This is a genomic window from Micromonospora sp. CPCC 205539, from assembly GCF_036906815.1.
Classification (GTDB): domain Bacteria; phylum Actinomycetota; class Actinomycetes; order Mycobacteriales; family Micromonosporaceae; genus Micromonospora.
In genome coordinates, this window is sequence record NZ_JBAKHW010000073.1 from 1 (window position 1) to 17,813 (window position 17,813).

Here is a 17,813-nt window from a genome sequence, read left to right on the forward strand (position 1 = left end):
CAAGGCGCTCAAGGCTTCCAAGGCACCCAAGGCAGCCAGGGCGACACCAGCGGCGGCCCCGGCGGCACCCCCCAGGCCGGCGGCACCGCCCAGGCCGGCGCCGGCCCGGCGACCGGCGGCGGGCCGGCCGAGCGGTCCAGCGGCGCCCAGGCTGAGCGGGCCGACGGGCTGGCCGGGCACGCGGTGGGCAACCTGGTGCTCTGCGGCCTGATGGAGCTGCTCGGTGACCCGGTGGCCGCGCTGGAGCACGCGGGCGCGATGCTCGGCGCGGTCGGGCGGGTGCTGCCGATGTCCCGTCAACCGGTCGGCATCGAGGCGCAGGTGCGCGGCGCCGACCCGGCCGCGCCGGACGAGGTCCGCGCCGTGCGGGGCCAGCACCAGGTGGCGGTCACCACCGGGCGGGTCGAGTCGCTGCGGCTCACCCCGGCGGCCCCGGCGGCCTGTGCCGAGGCGGTGACCGCGATCGGCGAGGCGGACTGGTTGATCTTCGGGCCGGGCAGTTGGTACACGAGCGTGCTGCCGCACCTGCTGGTGCCGCAGTTGGCCGACGCGATCGTGTCCAGTCCGGCCCGCCGGCTGGTCACCCTGAACCTCGCCGCGGAGAAGGAGACCCTCGGGCTCTCCGTGGCCGATCATCTCGCGGCGCTGCGCTGGTACCTGCCCGAGCTCAAGGTGGATCTTGTGCTGGCGGACGCCAAGGCGGTGGGTGACCCCGAACCGGTCGAACGTGCGGCAGAATCGCTGGGTGCCCGGCTGGTCCTCGCCCCCGTCGCCGTCACCGACGGCACTCCCCGTCATGATCCGACTGCCCTGGGTGCCGCACTGGTGCCTGTACTGCGCGCCGATCGTTAGACACGTACGTAATCTCCGGCGACACGCCGGAACCGGTCCGTGAGGGGACGCACAATGGCGATGACGGCTGCGGTCAAGGACGAGCTGAGTCGGGTCGACGTGCCCAAGCCCTGCTGCCGGCGAGCGGAGATGGCCGCGCTGCTCCGGTTCGCCGGGGGGCTGCACATCGTCTCCGGGCGCGTGGTGGTCGAGGCGGAGCTGGACACCGGGGCGGTGGCCCGCCGGCTGCGTCGGGAGATTGCCGAGGTCTACGGCTACCCCAGCGAGATCCACGTACTGGCCTCCGGTGGCCTGCGCAAGGGCAGCCACTTCATCGTGCGGGTGGTCAAGGACGGCGAGGCGCTGGCCCGGCAGACCGGCCTGCTGGACGTGCGCGGCCGGCCGGTACGCGGGCTGCCCCCGCACGTGGTGGCGGCGAACGTCTGCTGCGCGGTGTCGGCCTGGCGGGGCGCGTTCATGGCGCACGGCTCGCTCACCGAGCCTGGCCGCTCCAGCGCCCTGGAGATCACCTGTCCGGGGCCGGAGTCGGCCCTCGCGCTGGTCGGCGCGGCCCGTCGGATCGGCATCACCGCCAAGAACCGCGAGGTGCGCGGTGTGGACCGGGTGGTGGTCAAGGACGGCGACGCGATCGCCGCGCTGCTGACCCGGATCGGCGCGCACTCCAGCGTGCTGGCCTGGGAGGAGCGTCGGGTCCGCCGCGAGGTGCGGGCCACGGCCAACCGGCTGGCCAACTTCGACGACGCCAACCTGCGCCGCTCGGCGCGGGCCGCAGTGGCCGCCGCGGCCCGGGTCACCCGCGCGCTGGAGATCCTCGCCGACGAGGCGCCCAACCACCTGACCGACGCCGGTCGCCTGCGCCTGGAGCACCGGCAGGCCTCGTTGGAGGAGTTGGGCGCGCTGGCCGAGCCTCCGCTGACCAAGGACGCCATCGCCGGGCGGATCCGCCGGCTGCTGGCGCTGGCCGACAAGCGGGCCCGCGACCTCGGCATCCCGGATACCGAAGCTGCCGTCACGCCCGACATGCTCGTGGTCTGATAGGACGGTGGGGCCGTCCGGTGCGCCCGGGAGCACGACCCGGCGCAGCGTGGCCCCGCACGCTCGGATAAGGTCGCTGCGTACGGCAAGGGGGCCGGCACAGGCACTCCTCGTCGTGCCCACCGCCTCGGGCGGTCAGGTCCTCAGACCGCGGCGGGGTGGCCGAGATGAACCGTCAAACGGCCGGCTCCAACGGTCGGCGCACACCACTCCGCCGGCCCGTTGTCTGACGCCGGCAGACCACAATGCGAGGAGATGGGACCTGTGACCATCCGGGTTGGCATCAACGGCTTCGGCCGAATCGGTCGTAACTTCTTCCGGGCAGTGCTGGCGTCCGACGCCGCCATCGAGGTCGTGGCGGTGAACGACCTGACCGACAACGCCACGCTCGCCCACCTGCTCAAGTACGACAGCATCCTGGGCCGCCTGCCGTACGAGGTGAAGGCCACCGCCGACGAGATCACCGTCGGTGGCAAGACCATCAAGGCGTACGCCGAGAAGAACCCGGCGGCGTTGCCGTGGGGCGAGGTCGGCGCGGACGTCGTCATCGAGTCCACGGGCTTCTTCACCGACGCCACCAAGGCCAAGGCGCACGTCGACGGCGGGGCCAAGAAGGTCATCATCTCCGCCCCGGCGAAGAACGAGGACGTCACGGTCGTCATGGGTGTCAACCACGACACCTACGACCCGGCCAAGCACACCATCATCTCCAACGCGTCGTGCACCACCAACTGCCTCGCGCCGATGGCGAAGGTCCTGCACGACACCTTCGGCATCCAGCACGGCCTGATGACGACGATCCACGCGTACACCCAGGACCAGAACCTCCAGGACGCGCCGCACTCGGACCTGCGTCGGGCCCGGGCCGCCGCGCTGAACATCGTCCCGACCTCCACCGGCGCCGCGAAGGCCATCGGCCTGGTGCTGCCGGAGCTCAAGGGCAAGCTCGACGGGTACGCGCTGCGGGTCCCGATCCCGACCGGCTCGGTCACCGACCTCACCGTCAACGTGGGCCGCGAGACCAGCGTGGACGAGGTCAACGCCGCGCTGAAGGCCGCCGCGGACGGCCCGCTCAAGGGCATCCTGGTCTACAACGAGGACCCGATCGTGTCCTCCGACATCGTGACCGACCCTGCGTCGTGCATCTTCGACGCGCCGCTGACCAAGGTCGTCGGCAACCAGGTCAAGGTCGTCGGCTGGTACGACAACGAGTGGGGCTACTCCAACCGCCTGGTGGACCTGGTCAAGCTGGTCGGTAGCTCGCTGTGAGCATCCGGACCCTCGACGACCTGCTCGGCGAGGGGGTTTCGGGTCGGCGCGTGCTGGTGCGCGCCGACCTGAACGTCCCGCTCGACAAGCAGACCGGCGCGATCACGGATGACGGTCGGATCCGGGCCGTGCTGCCGACGCTGGGTGCGCTGGTCGAGGCCGGCGCGAAGGTTGTCGTCTGCTCGCACCTGGGCCGCCCGAAGGGTGCTCCGGACCCGCAGTTCAGCCTCCGCCCGGTCGCCGGGCGGCTCGGTGAGCTGCTCGGTGCCCCGGTGCACTTCGCCACCGACACCGTGGGCGACTCCGCCCGCTCCACCGTCGCCGACCTGGCCGACGGCCAGGTCGCCCTTCTGGAGAACCTGCGCTTCAACGCTGGTGAGACCAGCAAGGACGACGCCGAGCGGGGCGCCTTCGCCGACCAGCTCGCCGCGTTCGGCGACGCGTACGTGGACGACGCGTTCGGCGCCGTGCACCGCAAGCACGCCAGCGTCTTCGACGTGCCCGCGCGGCTGCCGCACGTGGCGGGCCGGCTGGTGCTGCGCGAGGTCGAGGTGCTCTCCCGGCTGACCGGTCAGCCGGAGCGGCCGTACGTGGTGGTCCTCGGCGGCTCCAAGGTCTCCGACAAGCTCGCCGTGATCGAGGCGCTGCTGCCCACGGTCGACCGGCTGCTCATCGGCGGCGGGATGTGCTTCACCTTCCTCAAGGCCCAGGGCCTGGAGGTGGGCACCTCGCTGCTGGAGAAGGACATGGTCGAGACCTGCCGCAACCTGCTGGAGCGGGCCGACGGCAAGATCATGCTCCCGGTCGACATCGTGGCCGCGGACGCGTTCGCCCCGGACGCCACGCACGACACGGTCCCCGCCAACGGGATCCCGAGCCACCGGCTCGGCCTGGACATCGGCCCGGAGACGGTGGCCGGCTTCGCCGCCGCCCTGTCCCAGGCCAAGACGGTCTTCTGGAACGGCCCGATGGGCGTGTTCGAGATGCCCGCGTTCGCGGCCGGCACCCGGGGCGTCGCCGAGGCGATCACCAAGGCCGACGCGTTCAGCGTCGTCGGCGGCGGTGACTCCGCCGCGGCGGTCCGCGCCCTCGGTCTGGACGAGTCGTCCTTCGGGCACATCTCCACCGGCGGCGGCGCCTCCCTGGAATACCTCGAGGGCAAGACCCTCCCCGGCATCGCGGCCCTGGAGAACTGAATGGCGAGCACCACCCGCCGGCCACTGATGGCCGGCAACTGGAAGATGAACCTCAACCACCTCGAGGCCAACCTGCTCGTGCAGAAGCTGGCCGCGAGCCTGAACGAGAAGCAGCTCACGGCCGTCGAGACGGTCGTGCTGCCGCCCTTCACCGACCTGCGTACCGTGCAGACCGCGGTGGACGGCGACAAGCTGCTGATCGGCTACGGCGGGCAGGACCTGTCCCCGCACGCCTCGGGCGCGTACACCGGGGACATCTCCGGCGCGATGCTGGCCAAGCTCGGCTGCTCGTACGTGGTGGTCGGGCACTCCGAGCGGCGGGCGTTCCACCACGAGGACGACGCGGTGGTCAACGCCAAGGTCAAGGCGGCGCTGACGCACGGGCTGACCCCGATCCTCTGCGTGGGGGAGGGGCTGGACGTGCGCGAGCAGGGCACCCACGTGGCGCACTGCGCCCAGCAGCTCGACGGGGGCCTCGCTGGCCTCACCGCCGAGCAGGTGCGGCAGATCGTGATCGCGTACGAACCGGTCTGGGCGATCGGCACCGGCAAGACCGCGACGCCGGAGGATGCCCAGGAGGTGTGCGGGGCGGTTCGGCGGCGACTGGCCGAGCGCTTCGACCAGGACACCGCCGACCAGGTCCGGGTCCTCTACGGCGGCTCGGTCAAGGCGTCCAACGTCGCCTCGATCATGGCGCAGCCGGACGTGGACGGAGGCCTGGTGGGGGGCGCCAGCCTGGACGCGGAGGAATTCGCGCAGATCTGCCGGTTCCCGGAGCACATCGCCCGCTGATCGCTCGGTATCCTGGACACCGCCCGTCCGCCGGTCGGTGCCACCGTGCCCGATCAGACCGGGCGAGGATCGCTACGAGAGGATTGACCCCAGCCATGCCGACCTGGTTCGCATACACGTTGATCGTGTTGCTGACGATCACGAGCATCTTGCAAATCATGCTGATCCTGCTGCACCGAGGTAAGGGTGGCGGGTTGTCGAGCATGTTCGGCGGTGGCGTCAGTTCCAGCCTCGCCGGGTCGTCGGTGGCGGAGAAGAACCTGGACCGTTACACCGTTCTGGTGGGCATCGTCTGGTTCGCCTGCATCGTCGGGCTCGGGCTCTGGCTCCGTCTCCAGCTCAACAGCGGGGCCTGAGCGGGCTCGTCAAGTCGTACAATCTGCGCGCGGTCCGTCATCTGACGGGCCGCGCGCAGGCTTTTCTCCGCTGCACCGCGTCGCCCGCCGCCATCCCTGACGACGGCGGGTCCCTCCGACGACAGGAGCGAGCAGCCGTGCCGCATGGCAATGTCATCCGTGGCGCCCGGGTCGGGTCCGCACCGGTCCGACCGGACGAGCGCCACCACCCCGCACCCCGACAGGACGTCACCTACTGGTGCCGTAACAACCACCGGACCAGCATCCGGATCGCCGCGGACGCCGCCGCGCCGCCGCAGTGGGACTGCCCCCGCTGCGGCCTGCCCGCCGGTCAGGACGCGCAGAACCCGCCCGGCCGGACCCGCGCCGAGCCCTTCAAGAGCCACCTGGCGTACGTGAAGGAGCGGCGCACCGCCGAGGAGGGGGAGGCGTTGCTGGCCGAGGCGCTGGCCGCGTTGCGCCGCCGCCGAGGCGAGAGTTAGGAAGGGCCCCCTTCCAGGGGCCCTTCCGGAGGTCAGCGGAGGCTGCGCAGGCGGGCGGGCACGCCGGCCGCCGCCGCACGGTCCAACAGCCAGCGGGTACGGCCCACGCCGTGCACCCCGGCGGCCGGCAGCTGCACCGGCCCGGCGCCGGCCAGCGCCATACCCACCGCGCGGGCCTTGTCCACGCCGGCGGCCATCAGCCAGATCTCCTCGGCGGTGTTGATGGCCGGGAGGGTGAGCGTGGTCCGCACCGGCGGCGGCTTGGGGCTGCCCCGGACCGCGCTGACCGGCCGGCTCTCGTAGTGCACCGGATGCTCGGGGAAGACCGAGGCGACGTGCCCGTCCTCTCCGACGCCCAGCATGAGCACGTCGAAGTGCGGCAGCGCGGCATGCCCGGGTCGGGCGGCCCGGGTCAGTTCGTCCGCGTACCCGGCGGCGGCAGCCTCGGGGTCGTTGCCGGCGGGCCCGTCGGAGGCCGGCATCGGGTGCACCCGGGCCGGGTCCAGCGGCACGACGTCCAGCAGGGCCGCGCGGGCCTGGGTCTCGTTGCGGTCCGGGTCGCCGGCCGGTAGGAACCGCTCGTCGCCCCACCACACGTCAACGCGGGACCAGTCCACGGCGTCGCGGGCCGGGAGCTGCGCAACCGCCCGGTAGACGGCCGCGGCGATCCGACCACCGGTGAGCACGACCGAGGCTTCGCCCCGGTCGGCCTGGGCGTCGAGCAGCTTCACCAGCAACCGGGCCGCTACGGCCTGTGCCAGTAGGTCGGCGTCGGCGTGGACGGCGACACTCGCCTCACTCATGCGCTGTGCCTTCGTTTCCCGACCGTCAGGCGGTCGCTGTCGCGTCGTGCCCGGGCCGGTGCGCCCGGAGATGGTGGGGCGGCTGCCCCGGATGGTCCGGGGCAGGGCTCGGGATAGCCCTGGCCCTGCCCCGATGTCGTGCTGCGGACGACGGGTGAGATCAGCTCTCGCCGCTCGTGCCGGCGTGTGCCGTGACTCCGGCCTCGGCCCGCTGGGCGGTCGCCGGATCCTTCCAGACGTGCACCCGCTGCGGGGAACGCTGCTCCAGGCCGCGCAGCCCGGCGGTGGCGCCCAACGCCTCCGCGTACACCTGGTCGGCGTCCAGTCGGCGCAGCTCCTCGGCCAGCTCGTCGCCGAGCGGCCGGCGGACCAGCGGCAGGGCACGGTCTTCCTGGCCGGTACGCCGGAACACCGCCATGCTGTCCTCCCGGGTCAGCGTCAGCTGGTCGCCGTTGGCGCAGCGCAGCTGCACCTCCCGCATCCGGGGGTACTCGCCGGTGTCCACCCGACGCGGGGTGATGCCGAGCCGGCTGGACAGCCAACCCGCCATCAGCGCCGCGGTGGGGTCCCGCGGTGGCGCCACCACGGTGGCGTCGGTGACCCGCGCCTCGGTGGTGTCGAACGCGCCCGCGACCAGGGTGCGCCACGGGGTGATCCGGGTCCAGGCCAGGTCCGTGTCGCCCGGCGCGTAGTCGCGGGCCCGCTGCCGCAGCGCCTCCACCGGGTCGGTGGCCTGCGCCGTGTCGGTGATCCGCCGGTCGGCGACCACACCGAGGAAGTCGGTGGCGATCTCGGCCGGTGGCTCGCCGTGCCACCAGGTGACCACCGGCACGTCCGGGACCAGCAGTGGCATCACCACCGACTCGGCGTGCAGGGACAGCCGCCCGTACATCCGGGTGACCACCGCCTCGCACGGGCCGAGCCGGCCGCCCACCACGATCTCCGCGTCCAGTCGGTTACGGTCCCGTTCGATCTCGGAGCGGACCACCACCACCAGCCGGCACGGGTGGGCGGCGGCGGCGATCGTCGCCGCCGCCTCGGCCTCGCGGACCCGCTTCTCGTCCACCACCACGATGAGGGTGAGCGCCATGCCGCTGGCCACCCCGCCGGCGCTGCGCCGCTCGGCGGCCAGCGCCTTGACCACCTCGTTGCCGGTGGTGTCCCACAGCCCGATCACTGGAGCCTCCTGCTTCGCTCGCTCATGCGCGCCGCCAGGCGCGGCCCTCGCGGGCCAGCATCTCGTCGGCCGCCCGTGGCCCCCACTCGCCGGCGCGGTACGGCTCCGGCGTGGTGCCGGCCCAGGCGTGCTCCAGCGGGTCGACGACCTGCCAGCTCTGCTCGACCTCCGCCGCGTCCGGGAAGAGCGTGCGGTCGCCGATCAGTACGTCCAGGACCAGCCGCTCGTACGCCTCCGGGCTGGACTCGGTGAACGCCTCGCCGTACTGGAAGTCCATCGCGATGTCGCGGACCTCCATCGTGGTGCCGGGCACCTTGGAGCCGAACTTGAGGACCACGCCCTCGTCCGGCTGCACCCGGATGACGAGCTGGTTGTTGCCCAGCGACTCCATGTCGGCGTCGTTGAACGGCAGGTGCGGCGCCTTCTTGAACATGATGGCGACCTCGGTGACCCGCCGGGGCAGCCGCTTGCCGGCCCGGATGTAGAACGGCACCTCGGCCCAGCGGCGGTTCTGGATGCCCAGCCGCACCGCCACGTACGTCTCCGTGGTGGAGTCGGCGGGGACGTCCCGCTCGTCGAGGTAACCGACGGCGCGCTCGCCGCCCACCCAGCCGGGCAGGTACTGGCCGCGTACGGTGTCCCGGGCCACGTCCTTGGGCAGGGTGATCGCCCGCAGCACCTTCAGCTTCTCGGCCCGGATCTCGTCGGCGTCGAAGCTGGTCGGCTCCTCCATCGCCACCAGCGCCAGCAGTTGGAGCAGGTGGTTCTGGAGGACGTCGCGGGCGGTGCCGACGGTGTCGTAGAAGCCGGCACGGCTGCCGATGCCGACGTCCTCGGCCATGGTGATCTGCACCGAGTCGACGTACTTGGAGTTCCACAACGGCTCGAAGAGGTTGTTGGCGAACCGCAGGGCGAGGATGTTCTGGACCGTCTCCTTGCCCAGGTAGTGGTCGATCCGGAAGACGTCCTGCCGGGTGAACACGTCGTCGACCAGGTCGTTGAGCGACTTCGCCGAGGGCAGGTCGTTGCCGAACGGCTTCTCCACCACCACGCGGCGCCAGCCGCCGGACTTCTCGTTGTCGGCCATCCCGGTGCGGGCCAGCTGCTTGAGCACGACGGGGAACGCGGCCGGGGGGATGGAGAAGTAGAACGCCGCGTTGCCGGCGATGCCGTGGGTCTGCCGCAGCTCGTCCAGCGTCGAGGCGAGCTGGTCGAAGGCGGCGTCGTCGTCGAACGAGCCGCCGACGAACTTGATGTTGCCGGCGAGCCGCGCCCACACCTCGTCGCGCCAGGGCGTACGGGCGTGCTTGCGGGCCGCCTCGCAGGCGAGCGTCTCGAAGTCGCCGTCACCCCAGTCCCGGCGGGCGAAACCGAGCACCACGAAACCGGGCGGCAGCAGGCCCCGGTTCGCGAGGTCGTAGACCGCGGGCAGCAGCTTCTTGCGAGCCAGGTCGCCGGTCACCCCGAAGATCACCAGAGCACACGGCTCGGGGATCCGGGGCAACCGGCGGTCCTGTGGGTCGCGCAGTGGGTTCACGCCTTGGGTCACGTCGTCCATCCTCACGCCCGCAGCTCACCAGCCGCGTCGAGCAGTTGGGCCACGCCGGCAGCCCGATCGGTCAGGTGCAGCCGCAGCAACGGCCGCTCCCGGCCGGCCAGGGCCTGCCGGTCGCCGGCGGCCTGCGCCGCCTGCAACTCGCCGAAGGTGTACGGCTTGCCGGGCACCGGGAGGTCCTCGGCGACCGCGCCGGTCAGCTGGAGGTAGCTGCCCACCTGCGGGCCGCCCTTGTGGTACTGACCGGTGGAGTGCAGGAACCGCGGACCCCAGCCGAAGGTGACCGGCCGACCGCCGGCGCCGGCCAGCAGCGGCCGCAGCCGGGCCGTGTCGGCGTCGGCGAAGCGGTCCAGGTACGCCATCACGGCCAGGTAGCCGTCGTCGCCCAGTCCGTCGAGCAGCCAGCGCAGGACACCGGCCAGGTCACCGGGGGCGCCCTGCGGCGCGTACACCTCGATCGCGCCCTCGGTGAACGACGGCGTCTCCGCCGGCAGGCCCGAGGCCAGGATCTTGTTGGTGTTCTCCTTGGACTCGGTGACGTTCGGCTGGTTGAACGGGTCGATGCCCAGCACCACGCCGGCCAGCGCGGTGGCGTACTCCCAGGCCAGGAACTGCGCGCCGAGCGGGCCGTTGACCGCCACGTCCGGGTCGGCACCGCCGCCCGGCATGTCGCCCGGGGCCAGCGCGCCACCGTAGGTGACGGTCAGCACGTCCGAGCCGGTGGCGCCGGGGCTCTGTGGGGACTCCACCACCACGGGCAGGATGCCCACTCCGGCCTTGCCGGTCGACTCGGCGATCAACTGCTCGGCCCAGTCGCCGAGCCCGTCGATGCCGGTGCCGTCCGAGATCAGCGCGATCTTGTCCTGGCCGATGGTGGCGGCGGCGCCCAGCGCGGCGCCCAGCGCCAGCGCCGGGTTGTCCCGGTCGGCGCCGAGCGACGCGGCGAGCGCGTCGGCCTGGTCGATCAGCTCGGCGACCTCGACCCCGGCCAGCGCCGAGGGCACCAGCCCGAACGCGGTCAGCGCCGAGTACCGGCCGCCCACGTTCGGGTCGGCGAGCACGGTGAACGCGCCCATCTCCGAGGCCGTGGTCTCCAGCGGCGAGCCCGGGTCGGTGACGATGACGAAGTGCCGGCCGGCCTCCGCCTCGGTCATCCCGGCGTCCAGGAACGCCTGCCAGTAGGCGCGCCGGTGGCTGTCGGTCTCCACCGTCGAGCCGGACTTGCTGGCCACGACCACCACGGTGCGCTCCAGCCGGTCGCCGAGCGCCGCCCGGACCTGGCCGGGGTCGGTGGTGTCCAGCACGGTCAGCGGTCGGCCCAGGGTCCGGGTGATCACCTCGGGGGCCAGCGACGAGCCGCCCATGCCGGCGAGCACGACGTGGTCCAGGTCTGACAGCTCGGCGGTCAGCTCGGCCAGCTGCACCAGCAGCTCCCGGCTGCGCTGGTGGGTGTCCACCCAACCCAGTCGAATCTTGGCCTCGGCCTCGGCGTCCGAGCCCCACAGGCCCGGGTCCTTGGCCGCCAGCTTGGCCGGGGCGCCGGAGTTGACCAGCGCGTCCCGGGTCGAGGCGGGCGCGGACTTGTCGACCGCGTCCGCGCCGTACACCGCGAGGCCGGCCGCGGCCTCCACCGGACCGGCAAGTAGGTCACTCATGCTGCTACCCCGCTTCGCTCGCTGCGCTCGCTCATGCGCCACCTGCCCGCTCGGCGGCCTTCGCGTTGCCCTTGGCGGCCTTGTTCGGCGAACCCTTGCCGGCGGCGGCGGCCTCCAGCGACTTGCGGACGCCGTCGAGCAGCTCCTGCCAGCTGGCCTCGAACTTCTCGACGCCCTCGCGCTCCAGGGTGGCGATCACGTCGTCCAGGTCCACTCCGACCGACTTGAGGTCCGCGAAGACCTTGCGGGCCGCGTCGTAGGCGCCGGTGATGGTGTCGCCGCGGGTCTCGCCATGATCGGCGTACGCGTGGATGACCGACTCCGGCATGGTGTTGACCGTGCCGGGCGCGATCAGCTCCTCGACGTAGATGACGTCCCGGTAGTCCGGGTTCTTCGTCGAGGTGGAGGCCCACAGCGGCCGCTGCGGGTGCGCGCCGGCGGCGGCGAGCGCCTTCCACCGGTCGGAGGAGAACACCTCGGTGTAGCGCTCGTACGCCAGCTGGGCGTTGGCGACGGCGGCCTTGCCGCGGAGTGACTTGGCCTGCTCGGAACCGACCTTCTCCAGCCGCTTGTCGACCTCGGCGTCGACGCGGGAGACGAAGAACGACGCCACCGAGCCGATCTTGGACAGGTCATGGCCGTTGGCCTTGGCCTGCTCCAGACCGGCGAGGAACGCCTCCATCACCGCCGAGTAGCGGTCCAGACCGAAGATCAGCGTCACGTTGACGCTGATGCCCTCGGCCAGCGTGTCGGTGATCGCCGACAGGCCCTCCTCGGTGGCCGGGATCTTGATGTAGAGGTTGGGGCGGTCGACCAGCCACCACAGGGCCTTGGCCTCGGCTACCGTCCGGTCGCTGTCGTGCGCCACGCGGGGATCCACCTCGATGGAGACCCGACCGTCGACGCCCTCGCTGCCGTCGTAGGACGGGCGCATCACGTCGCAGGCCCACCGCACGTCGTACGTGGTGAGCATCCGCACCGACTCCTCGACCTCGATGCCACGGGTGGCGAGGTCGCGCAGCTGCCAGTTGTACTCGTCGGCGTCGCTCAGCGCCTTGGCGAAGATCGTCGGGTTGGTGGTGACACCGGCCACGTGCTTCTCACGGCGGAGCTGGTCCAGCCCGCCGGAGCTGAGTCGTACCCGGGAAAGATCGTCGAGCCACACCGCCACACCTGCGGCGGTGAGCTCCTTCAGCCTGTCCGTCATGCCTGCCACGCTCCCTCAGTTGCCGGTCGTGAAACCGGTGATGTCGCCCACCCGCGCCAGCGAGGCGTGCGCCGCCGCCACGATCCGGTCGCCGGTGAAACCGAACTGCTCGAAGAGCACGGTGTGCGGGGCACTCGCTCCGTAGTGCTCCAGGCTCACGCTCTCGCCCAGGTCACCGACAACGCCGCGCCACGACATCGCGATGCCCGCCTCCACGCTCACCCGTGCCTTTACCCCACGCGGCAGCACCGACTCCCGATATGCCTCGTCCTGCTCGTAGAACCACTCCTGGCAGGGCATCGACACGACCCGGGTCGGGGTGCCGTCGGCCTCCAGTCGCTCCCGCGCGGTCAGGCAGAGCTGCACCTCGGAGCCGGTGCCCACGATGATCACCTGGGGCTTGCCGTTGGACGCCTCGGCCAGCACGTAACCGCCCTTGGCGACCCCCTCCGCGCTGCCCAGCACGTCGCGATCCAGGGTCGGCAGCGGCTGGCGGCTCAGCGCCATCGCGGTGGGACGGTCGGTGTGCTCCAGGGCCAGCCGCCAGGCCCAGGCGGTCTCGTTGGCGTCGGCCGGGCGGACCACGTCCAGGCCCGGGATGGCGCGCAGCGCGGTCAGGTGCTCCACCGGCTGGTGGGTGGGGCCGTCCTCGCCGAGGCCGATCGAGTCGTGCGTCCAGACGTAGGTCACCGGCAGCTTCATCAGCGCGGCCAGCCGCACCGACGGACGCATGTAGTCGCTGAAGACCAGGAACGTGCCGCCGTACGGGCGGGTGCCGCCGTGCAGGGCGATGCCGTTGAGGATCGCGCCCATGGCGTGCTCACGGATGCCGAAGTGCAGCGTGCGGCCGTACTCGTGGCCGGGGAAGTCCTTCGTGGCGTGCGCGGCCGGGATGAACGACGGCTCGCCCTTCATGGTGGTGTTGTTGCTCTCGGCCAGGTCGGCCGAGCCACCCCACAGCTCCGGAAGCACCGGAGCGAGGGCTTCCAGCACCTTGCCGGAGGCGGCCCGGGTGGCCAGGCCCTTGGCGTCGGCGGGGAACACCGGCAGCGCGTCGGCCCAGCCGTCGGGGAGCACCCGGCCAGCCAACCGCTCGTAGAGCGCGGTGCGCTCCGGGTTGGCCTTCTTCCAGGCGTCGAACGCGCCGGTCCACTCCTGCTCGGCGGCGTCGCCGCGACCCATCACCGTGCGGGCGTGGGCGAGGACCTCGTCGTCGACCTGGAAGGTCTGCTCCGGGTCGAAGTCGAGGATCCGCTTGGTGGCCTTCACCTCGTCGGCGCCGAGCGCCGAACCGTGGATCTTGCCGGTGTTTTGCTTGTTGGGCGCGGGCCAGCCGATGATGGTGCGCAGCGCGATGAAGGAGGGGCGGCCGGTCTCCGCCTTGGCGGCCACCAGCGCCGCGTACAGCGCCTCGGCGTCCTCGTGGTAGTCGCCCTGGTCGGCGTCGCCGCTGCGCCAGTCGACGGTCTGCACGTGCCAGCCGTACGCCTCGTAGCGGGCGGCCACGTCCTCGCTCTTGGCGATGCGGGTGTCGTCCTCGATCGAGATCTCGTTGTCGTCGTAGATCACCGTGAGGTTGCCCAGCTGCTGGTGCCCGGCGAGGGCACTGGCCTCGTGGCTGATGCCCTCCTCGATGTCGCCGTCGGAGACGATGCACCAGATGTTGTGGTCGAAGACCGACGCGCCGGGCTCGGCATCCGGGTCGAACAGGCCGCGCTCGCGGCGGGCAGCCATGGCCATGCCGACCGCGTTGCCCAGGCCCTGCCCGAGCGGGCCGGTGGTGGTCTCGACGCCCGGGGTGTGGCCGTGCTCGGGGTGACCCGGCGTCTGCGAACCCCACTGCCGCAGCGACTTCAGGTCGTCCAGGCTCAGCGGGTAACCCGACAGGAACAGCTGGATGTAGAGGGTCAGGCTCGAGTGCCCGGCGGAGAGCACGAACCGGTCCCGGCCGGGCCAGTTCGGGTCGGCCGGGTTGTGCCGCATGACGCGGTTGAAGAGGAGGTAGGCCGCGGGCGCCAGGCTCATCGCGGTGCCCGGGTGGCCGTTGCCGGATTTCTCTACGGCATCCATGGCCAACACGCGGACGGTATCGACGGCCCGGCGATCAAGGTCGGACCAGTTGAGTGCGGAGTGCTCGGGTCGTTTGGCAGCCACGATGGTTGTGCTCCTAGGGAGATGGGCGGAACCCTCACTGGTGACCCTATAGAGCGTCGCTAAACATCCGCCCGGGGATCTCCGCAAGGTGTGCGTTAGGTGACTACCCGAATGCACCGTTGTGACTCGGTGGTGTGACGGCCCGCACCGTTGTCGGGTCGGCCGGGCAGCCAAAACGACGACGCGTAGTGTGTGGGTCGGTGCGTGGACCCGAGCGGGCACGACCGACCCGATCTCCCCGTGCTGATGCCGGAAGGTGGCAATCCGTGAGCATGATCACCGAGCGCCCCGCGAGCAACCCTGCCGGGCAAACCCCGGCGAGGGCGGCTGAGGGCCCGGTGGCCCGGCGGGACGTGCGCGCGGTCCTCTCGGCGTACGTGGCACTCACCAAGCCGCGGATCGTGGAGTTGCTGCTGGTCACCACCATCCCGGCGATGATGCTCGCCGAGGGTGGCCTGCCGTCGCTGTGGCTGATGGCCGTGGTGCTCGTCGGCGGTTCGCTCGCGGCCGGTGCAGCCAGCGTGCTCAACTGCTACATCGACCGGGACATCGACCAGTTGATGCGGCGTACCAAGCGGCGTCCGCTGCCGGCACACACCGTGTCGCCGCGTAACGCGCTGGTCTTCGGTCTCGTGTTGGCGGTCATCTCGATCGTCCTGATGGCGGCGTTCACCAATCTGCTGGCCGCCGGGCTGACTCTCGCCGCGATCGCCTACTACGACCTCGTCTACACCCTGTGGCTCAAGCGCACCACCCCGGCGAACACGTTCTGGGGCGGGGCCTGCGGGGCCGCCCCGGTGCTGATCGGCTGGGCGGCGGTGACCGGTGGCCTGGCTCCGGCGGCCTGGGGCCTGTTCCTGGTGGTCTTCTTCTGGCAGATGCCGCACTTCTACCCGCTCGCCATGAAATACAAGGACGACTACGCCCGCGCTGGCATCCCGATGCTGCCGGTGGTGGCCTCCACCCGCCGGGTCAACGCGGAGATCCTGATCTTCGCCTGGCTCACCGTGCTGACCTCGCTGGCGGTCTGGCCGCTCGGGCTGAGCGCGATCTACGGCGTGCCGACCCTCGTGGTGGGCGCCATCTTCCTGGTCGAGGCGCACCGGCTCTGCGGTCGGGCGACGCGCGGCGAGGCGGTCAAGCCGATGCGGCTGTTCCACTGGTCGACGACCTACCTGACGATCCTCTTCCTGGCCGTCGCGCTCGACGCGCTGCTCTGAGGCTCCGGCCGCCGTCCCGCCGTCCCGGTGGCCCGGTGGCCGGTCCCGGCCGCCGTGTCCGTGGCGATCGTTGCGACTAATCATCATCATGGATGAGTTGTCCCGGTTTAAGATCACATCAAAGTAACTTTCGGCATGAGTCGGATCGGCTCAACCTGAGGCCGTCAAGGCCGATTTGCCTACGTGCTTTAGACCGATAAGTCCGTATAAATTCGGTCAGTAAACCTGTGCTCTTCCTTAAACCCGTAGGTAATTGGCATCACAAAAGGTTCATGGTTCTCGCCCGCACGAGTGCAACTCTGCTTAGGCTTCGCGTCATGGCAGATGGTTCCGATACGACGCTGACGGCCGAGCAGACCGTCAGCGAGCAGGCGCCCAACGGCCTCGTTGCTGGCCTCAAGTCGTTCGCCGCCGGGCACGGCGGGGCGAAGGCCGTCATCGAGTACGTCGGTAAGCGCGGCGCACGGATCGTCCTCGTGGGTTCCGACGGCGAGTGGGGCGACCAGTTCGCGGACGACACCGTCGTTGCGCGGGAGGCGTGCGCCAAGGCGGGGATCACCGTCGAGAACGCCTGGGAGCGTGAACTGATGGACCAGATGCGACCGAGCAACGACCTCTGGCGGTCGATGGCCCGGCGCACGATGGCCCGTTGAGATAGATAGCTGAATTGACCAATCACCACCAGTCGACCCGGGGGAAACCCCGGGTCGCTCTCGTCACCTGCGCCGAACTCGTCGACCTCGACCCGGACGACCGGCTGGTACTCGCCCCGCTGGCAGTCCGGGGGGTCGCCGCCGAGGCGGTCGTCTGGGACGACTCCGACGTCGACTGGTCCGACCACGACCTGGTCGTACTCCGCTCACCGTGGGACTACGCGCTGCGCCGCGACGAGTTCGTCGCCTGGGCCGCCACGGTCCCGGCGTTGGTCAACCCGGCCGACGTCGTGCGCTGGAACACCGACAAGCGTTACCTCGCCGAGCTCAGCGCGGCCGGAGTACCCACGGTGCCGACGTCCTGGGTCGAGCCGGGGGAGAGCTGGCAACCGCCAGCCGACACCGGTGAGTACGTGATCAAGCCAGCGGTCAGCGCGGGCAGCCAGGACACCGGCCGGTACGACCTGGCCGACCCGGAGCACCGGGACCTCGCCCGGGCGCATGTGCGCCGACTGTCCGACGCCCGCCGGCTGACCATGGTCCAGCCGTACCTGAGCGCGGTGGACACCGAGGGCGAGACGGCACTGCTCTTCCTGGCCGGCCCGGACGGGCTCGCGTTCAGCCACGCGATCCGCAAGGGCCCGATGCTGACCGGCCCCGACCTCGGCCCCGACGGGCTCTACAAGGCCGAGGAGATCACCGCTCGTACGGCCCGACCCGACCAGTTGGCGATCGCCGAGCGGACGCTGGCCGCCGTGCCGGGCGGAACGCGGCAGCTGCTCTACGCCCGGGTCGACCTGATCTCCGGCCCGGACGGCAGCCCCGTCCTGGTCGAGCTGGAGCTGACCGAGCCGTCCCTCTTCCTCGGCCACGCCGAGGGCGCCGCCGACCGCCTCGCGGCCGCGATCACCACCCACCTGTCCCGCCGCGGCTGACCCACCCGTCCGCCGCTGCCAAGATCCGCAGACTTCCGGGGAAGCTGCTGCCTCCGAGCGCGCCGAGGCAGCAGCTTCCCCCAAATTGCGCCGATCTCAATCCGGGCGCGACCCGTCGACGGGGGCCTCGCCAGGTTCTCCGTCGGCAAGATCCGCAAAACATCCTGGTTGTCGTGGCATCCCCGCCCGTCGTACCCCACTACATCCAGGATCGAGCACGATCTCGGCGCGGGGCGCGGGGCGCGGGGCGCGGGGCGCGGGGCGCGGGGCGCGGGGCGCGGGGCGGCAAGATCCGCGCAACATCCTGGTTCCAGTGGTGTCCGGTGTCGCTGATGCCACTACATCCAGGTTCGAGCACGATCTTGGGGCCCGAGGTCGCCAAGATCCGCACAACATCAGGGAAAGTGCTGCCTGCGGCGCTTTGGAGGCAGCAACTTCCCGGAAGTTGTGCGGATCTTAAGTCGGATCGTAG

Annotated in this window: 16 protein-coding genes; 10 read left to right on the forward strand and 6 right to left on the reverse strand. The window is 71.4% G+C overall.

What is annotated here, in order from left to right:
- The 7 genes from V6V47_RS31810 to V6V47_RS31840 all read left to right on the forward strand — a co-directional run.
- Positions 1–852 (forward strand): gluconeogenesis factor YvcK family protein (locus tag V6V47_RS31810; protein WP_334632261.1); only part of this gene is annotated, 852 nt, incomplete at its 5' end.
- Between the two features lie 54 nt (positions 853–906).
- Positions 907–1,887, forward strand: a complete 981-nt coding sequence (whiA, locus tag V6V47_RS31815) for a DNA-binding protein WhiA (protein WP_074312802.1) — start codon at positions 907–909, stop codon at positions 1,885–1,887.
- A gap of 264 nt (positions 1,888–2,151) precedes the next feature.
- A complete protein-coding gene (gene gap, locus V6V47_RS31820) occupies positions 2,152–3,156 on the forward strand; it encodes a type I glyceraldehyde-3-phosphate dehydrogenase (protein WP_334632262.1) in 1,005 nt (334 codons plus the stop codon).
- Positions 3,153–4,352 carry a phosphoglycerate kinase gene (locus tag V6V47_RS31825; protein ID WP_334632263.1) on the forward strand — a complete coding sequence of 400 codons (1,200 nt, stop codon included), beginning with the start codon at positions 3,153–3,155 and terminating at the stop codon, positions 4,350–4,352. Before gap ends, V6V47_RS31825 begins: the two co-directional genes overlap by 4 nt.
- Complete coding sequence (gene tpiA, locus V6V47_RS31830) at positions 4,353–5,144, forward strand: triose-phosphate isomerase (RefSeq protein ID WP_334632264.1); 792 nt, start codon at positions 4,353–4,355, stop codon at positions 5,142–5,144.
- A 95-nt stretch (positions 5,145–5,239) separates the two neighbouring features.
- A complete protein-coding gene (gene secG, locus V6V47_RS31835) occupies positions 5,240–5,500 on the forward strand; it encodes a preprotein translocase subunit SecG (RefSeq protein WP_334632265.1) in 261 nt (86 codons plus the stop codon).
- Between the two features lie 137 nt (positions 5,501–5,637).
- The gene (locus V6V47_RS31840; protein WP_334632266.1) at positions 5,638–5,982 is read left to right on the forward strand and encodes an RNA polymerase-binding protein RbpA; all 345 of its coding nucleotides are present in this window, start codon (positions 5,638–5,640) and stop codon (positions 5,980–5,982) included.
- Between the two features lie 32 nt (positions 5,983–6,014).
- Here V6V47_RS31840 and pgl read toward each other — a convergent pair whose 3' ends face one another.
- From pgl to tkt, 6 genes are all read right to left on the reverse strand, one after another.
- Positions 6,015–6,785 (reverse strand): 6-phosphogluconolactonase, encoded by a 771-nt coding sequence (gene pgl, locus V6V47_RS31845; protein ID WP_334632267.1) that lies wholly within the window; start codon positions 6,783–6,785, stop codon positions 6,015–6,017.
- A 160-nt stretch (positions 6,786–6,945) separates the two neighbouring features.
- Positions 6,946–7,962 carry a glucose-6-phosphate dehydrogenase assembly protein OpcA gene (locus V6V47_RS31850; protein ID WP_334632268.1) on the reverse strand — a complete coding sequence of 339 codons (1,017 nt, stop codon included), beginning with the start codon at positions 7,960–7,962 and terminating at the stop codon, positions 6,946–6,948.
- A gap of 22 nt (positions 7,963–7,984) precedes the next feature.
- Complete coding sequence (gene zwf / locus V6V47_RS31855) at positions 7,985–9,499, reverse strand: glucose-6-phosphate dehydrogenase (protein ID WP_334632275.1); 1,515 nt, start codon at positions 9,497–9,499, stop codon at positions 7,985–7,987.
- Between the two features lie 23 nt (positions 9,500–9,522).
- On the reverse strand, positions 9,523–11,172 hold the full coding sequence (locus tag V6V47_RS31860; protein ID WP_334632269.1) for a glucose-6-phosphate isomerase: 1,650 nt from the start codon (positions 11,170–11,172) through the stop codon (positions 9,523–9,525).
- Between the two features lie 31 nt (positions 11,173–11,203).
- Positions 11,204–12,379, reverse strand: a complete 1,176-nt coding sequence (gene tal / locus V6V47_RS31865) for a transaldolase (RefSeq protein WP_334632270.1) — start codon at positions 12,377–12,379, stop codon at positions 11,204–11,206.
- A gap of 15 nt (positions 12,380–12,394) precedes the next feature.
- On the reverse strand, positions 12,395–14,533 hold the full coding sequence (tkt, locus tag V6V47_RS31870; RefSeq protein WP_334632271.1) for a transketolase: 2,139 nt from the start codon (positions 14,531–14,533) through the stop codon (positions 12,395–12,397).
- Between the two features lie 266 nt (positions 14,534–14,799).
- Between tkt and V6V47_RS31875 the strand changes: the two genes are divergently transcribed.
- The 3 genes from V6V47_RS31875 (at position 14,800) to V6V47_RS31885 (ending at position 17,341) form a co-directional block, all read left to right on the forward strand.
- Positions 14,800–15,753 carry a heme o synthase gene (locus tag V6V47_RS31875; RefSeq protein WP_334632272.1) on the forward strand — a complete coding sequence of 318 codons (954 nt, stop codon included), beginning with the start codon at positions 14,800–14,802 and terminating at the stop codon, positions 15,751–15,753.
- A 317-nt stretch (positions 15,754–16,070) separates the two neighbouring features.
- Positions 16,071–16,406 carry a hypothetical protein gene (locus V6V47_RS31880; protein ID WP_334632273.1) on the forward strand — a complete coding sequence of 112 codons (336 nt, stop codon included), beginning with the start codon at positions 16,071–16,073 and terminating at the stop codon, positions 16,404–16,406.
- A 14-nt stretch (positions 16,407–16,420) separates the two neighbouring features.
- Positions 16,421–17,341, forward strand: coding sequence for an ATP-grasp domain-containing protein (locus tag V6V47_RS31885; protein ID WP_334632274.1), 921 nt, complete (start codon positions 16,421–16,423; stop codon positions 17,339–17,341).
- Positions 17,342–17,813 lie beyond the last annotated feature (472 nt).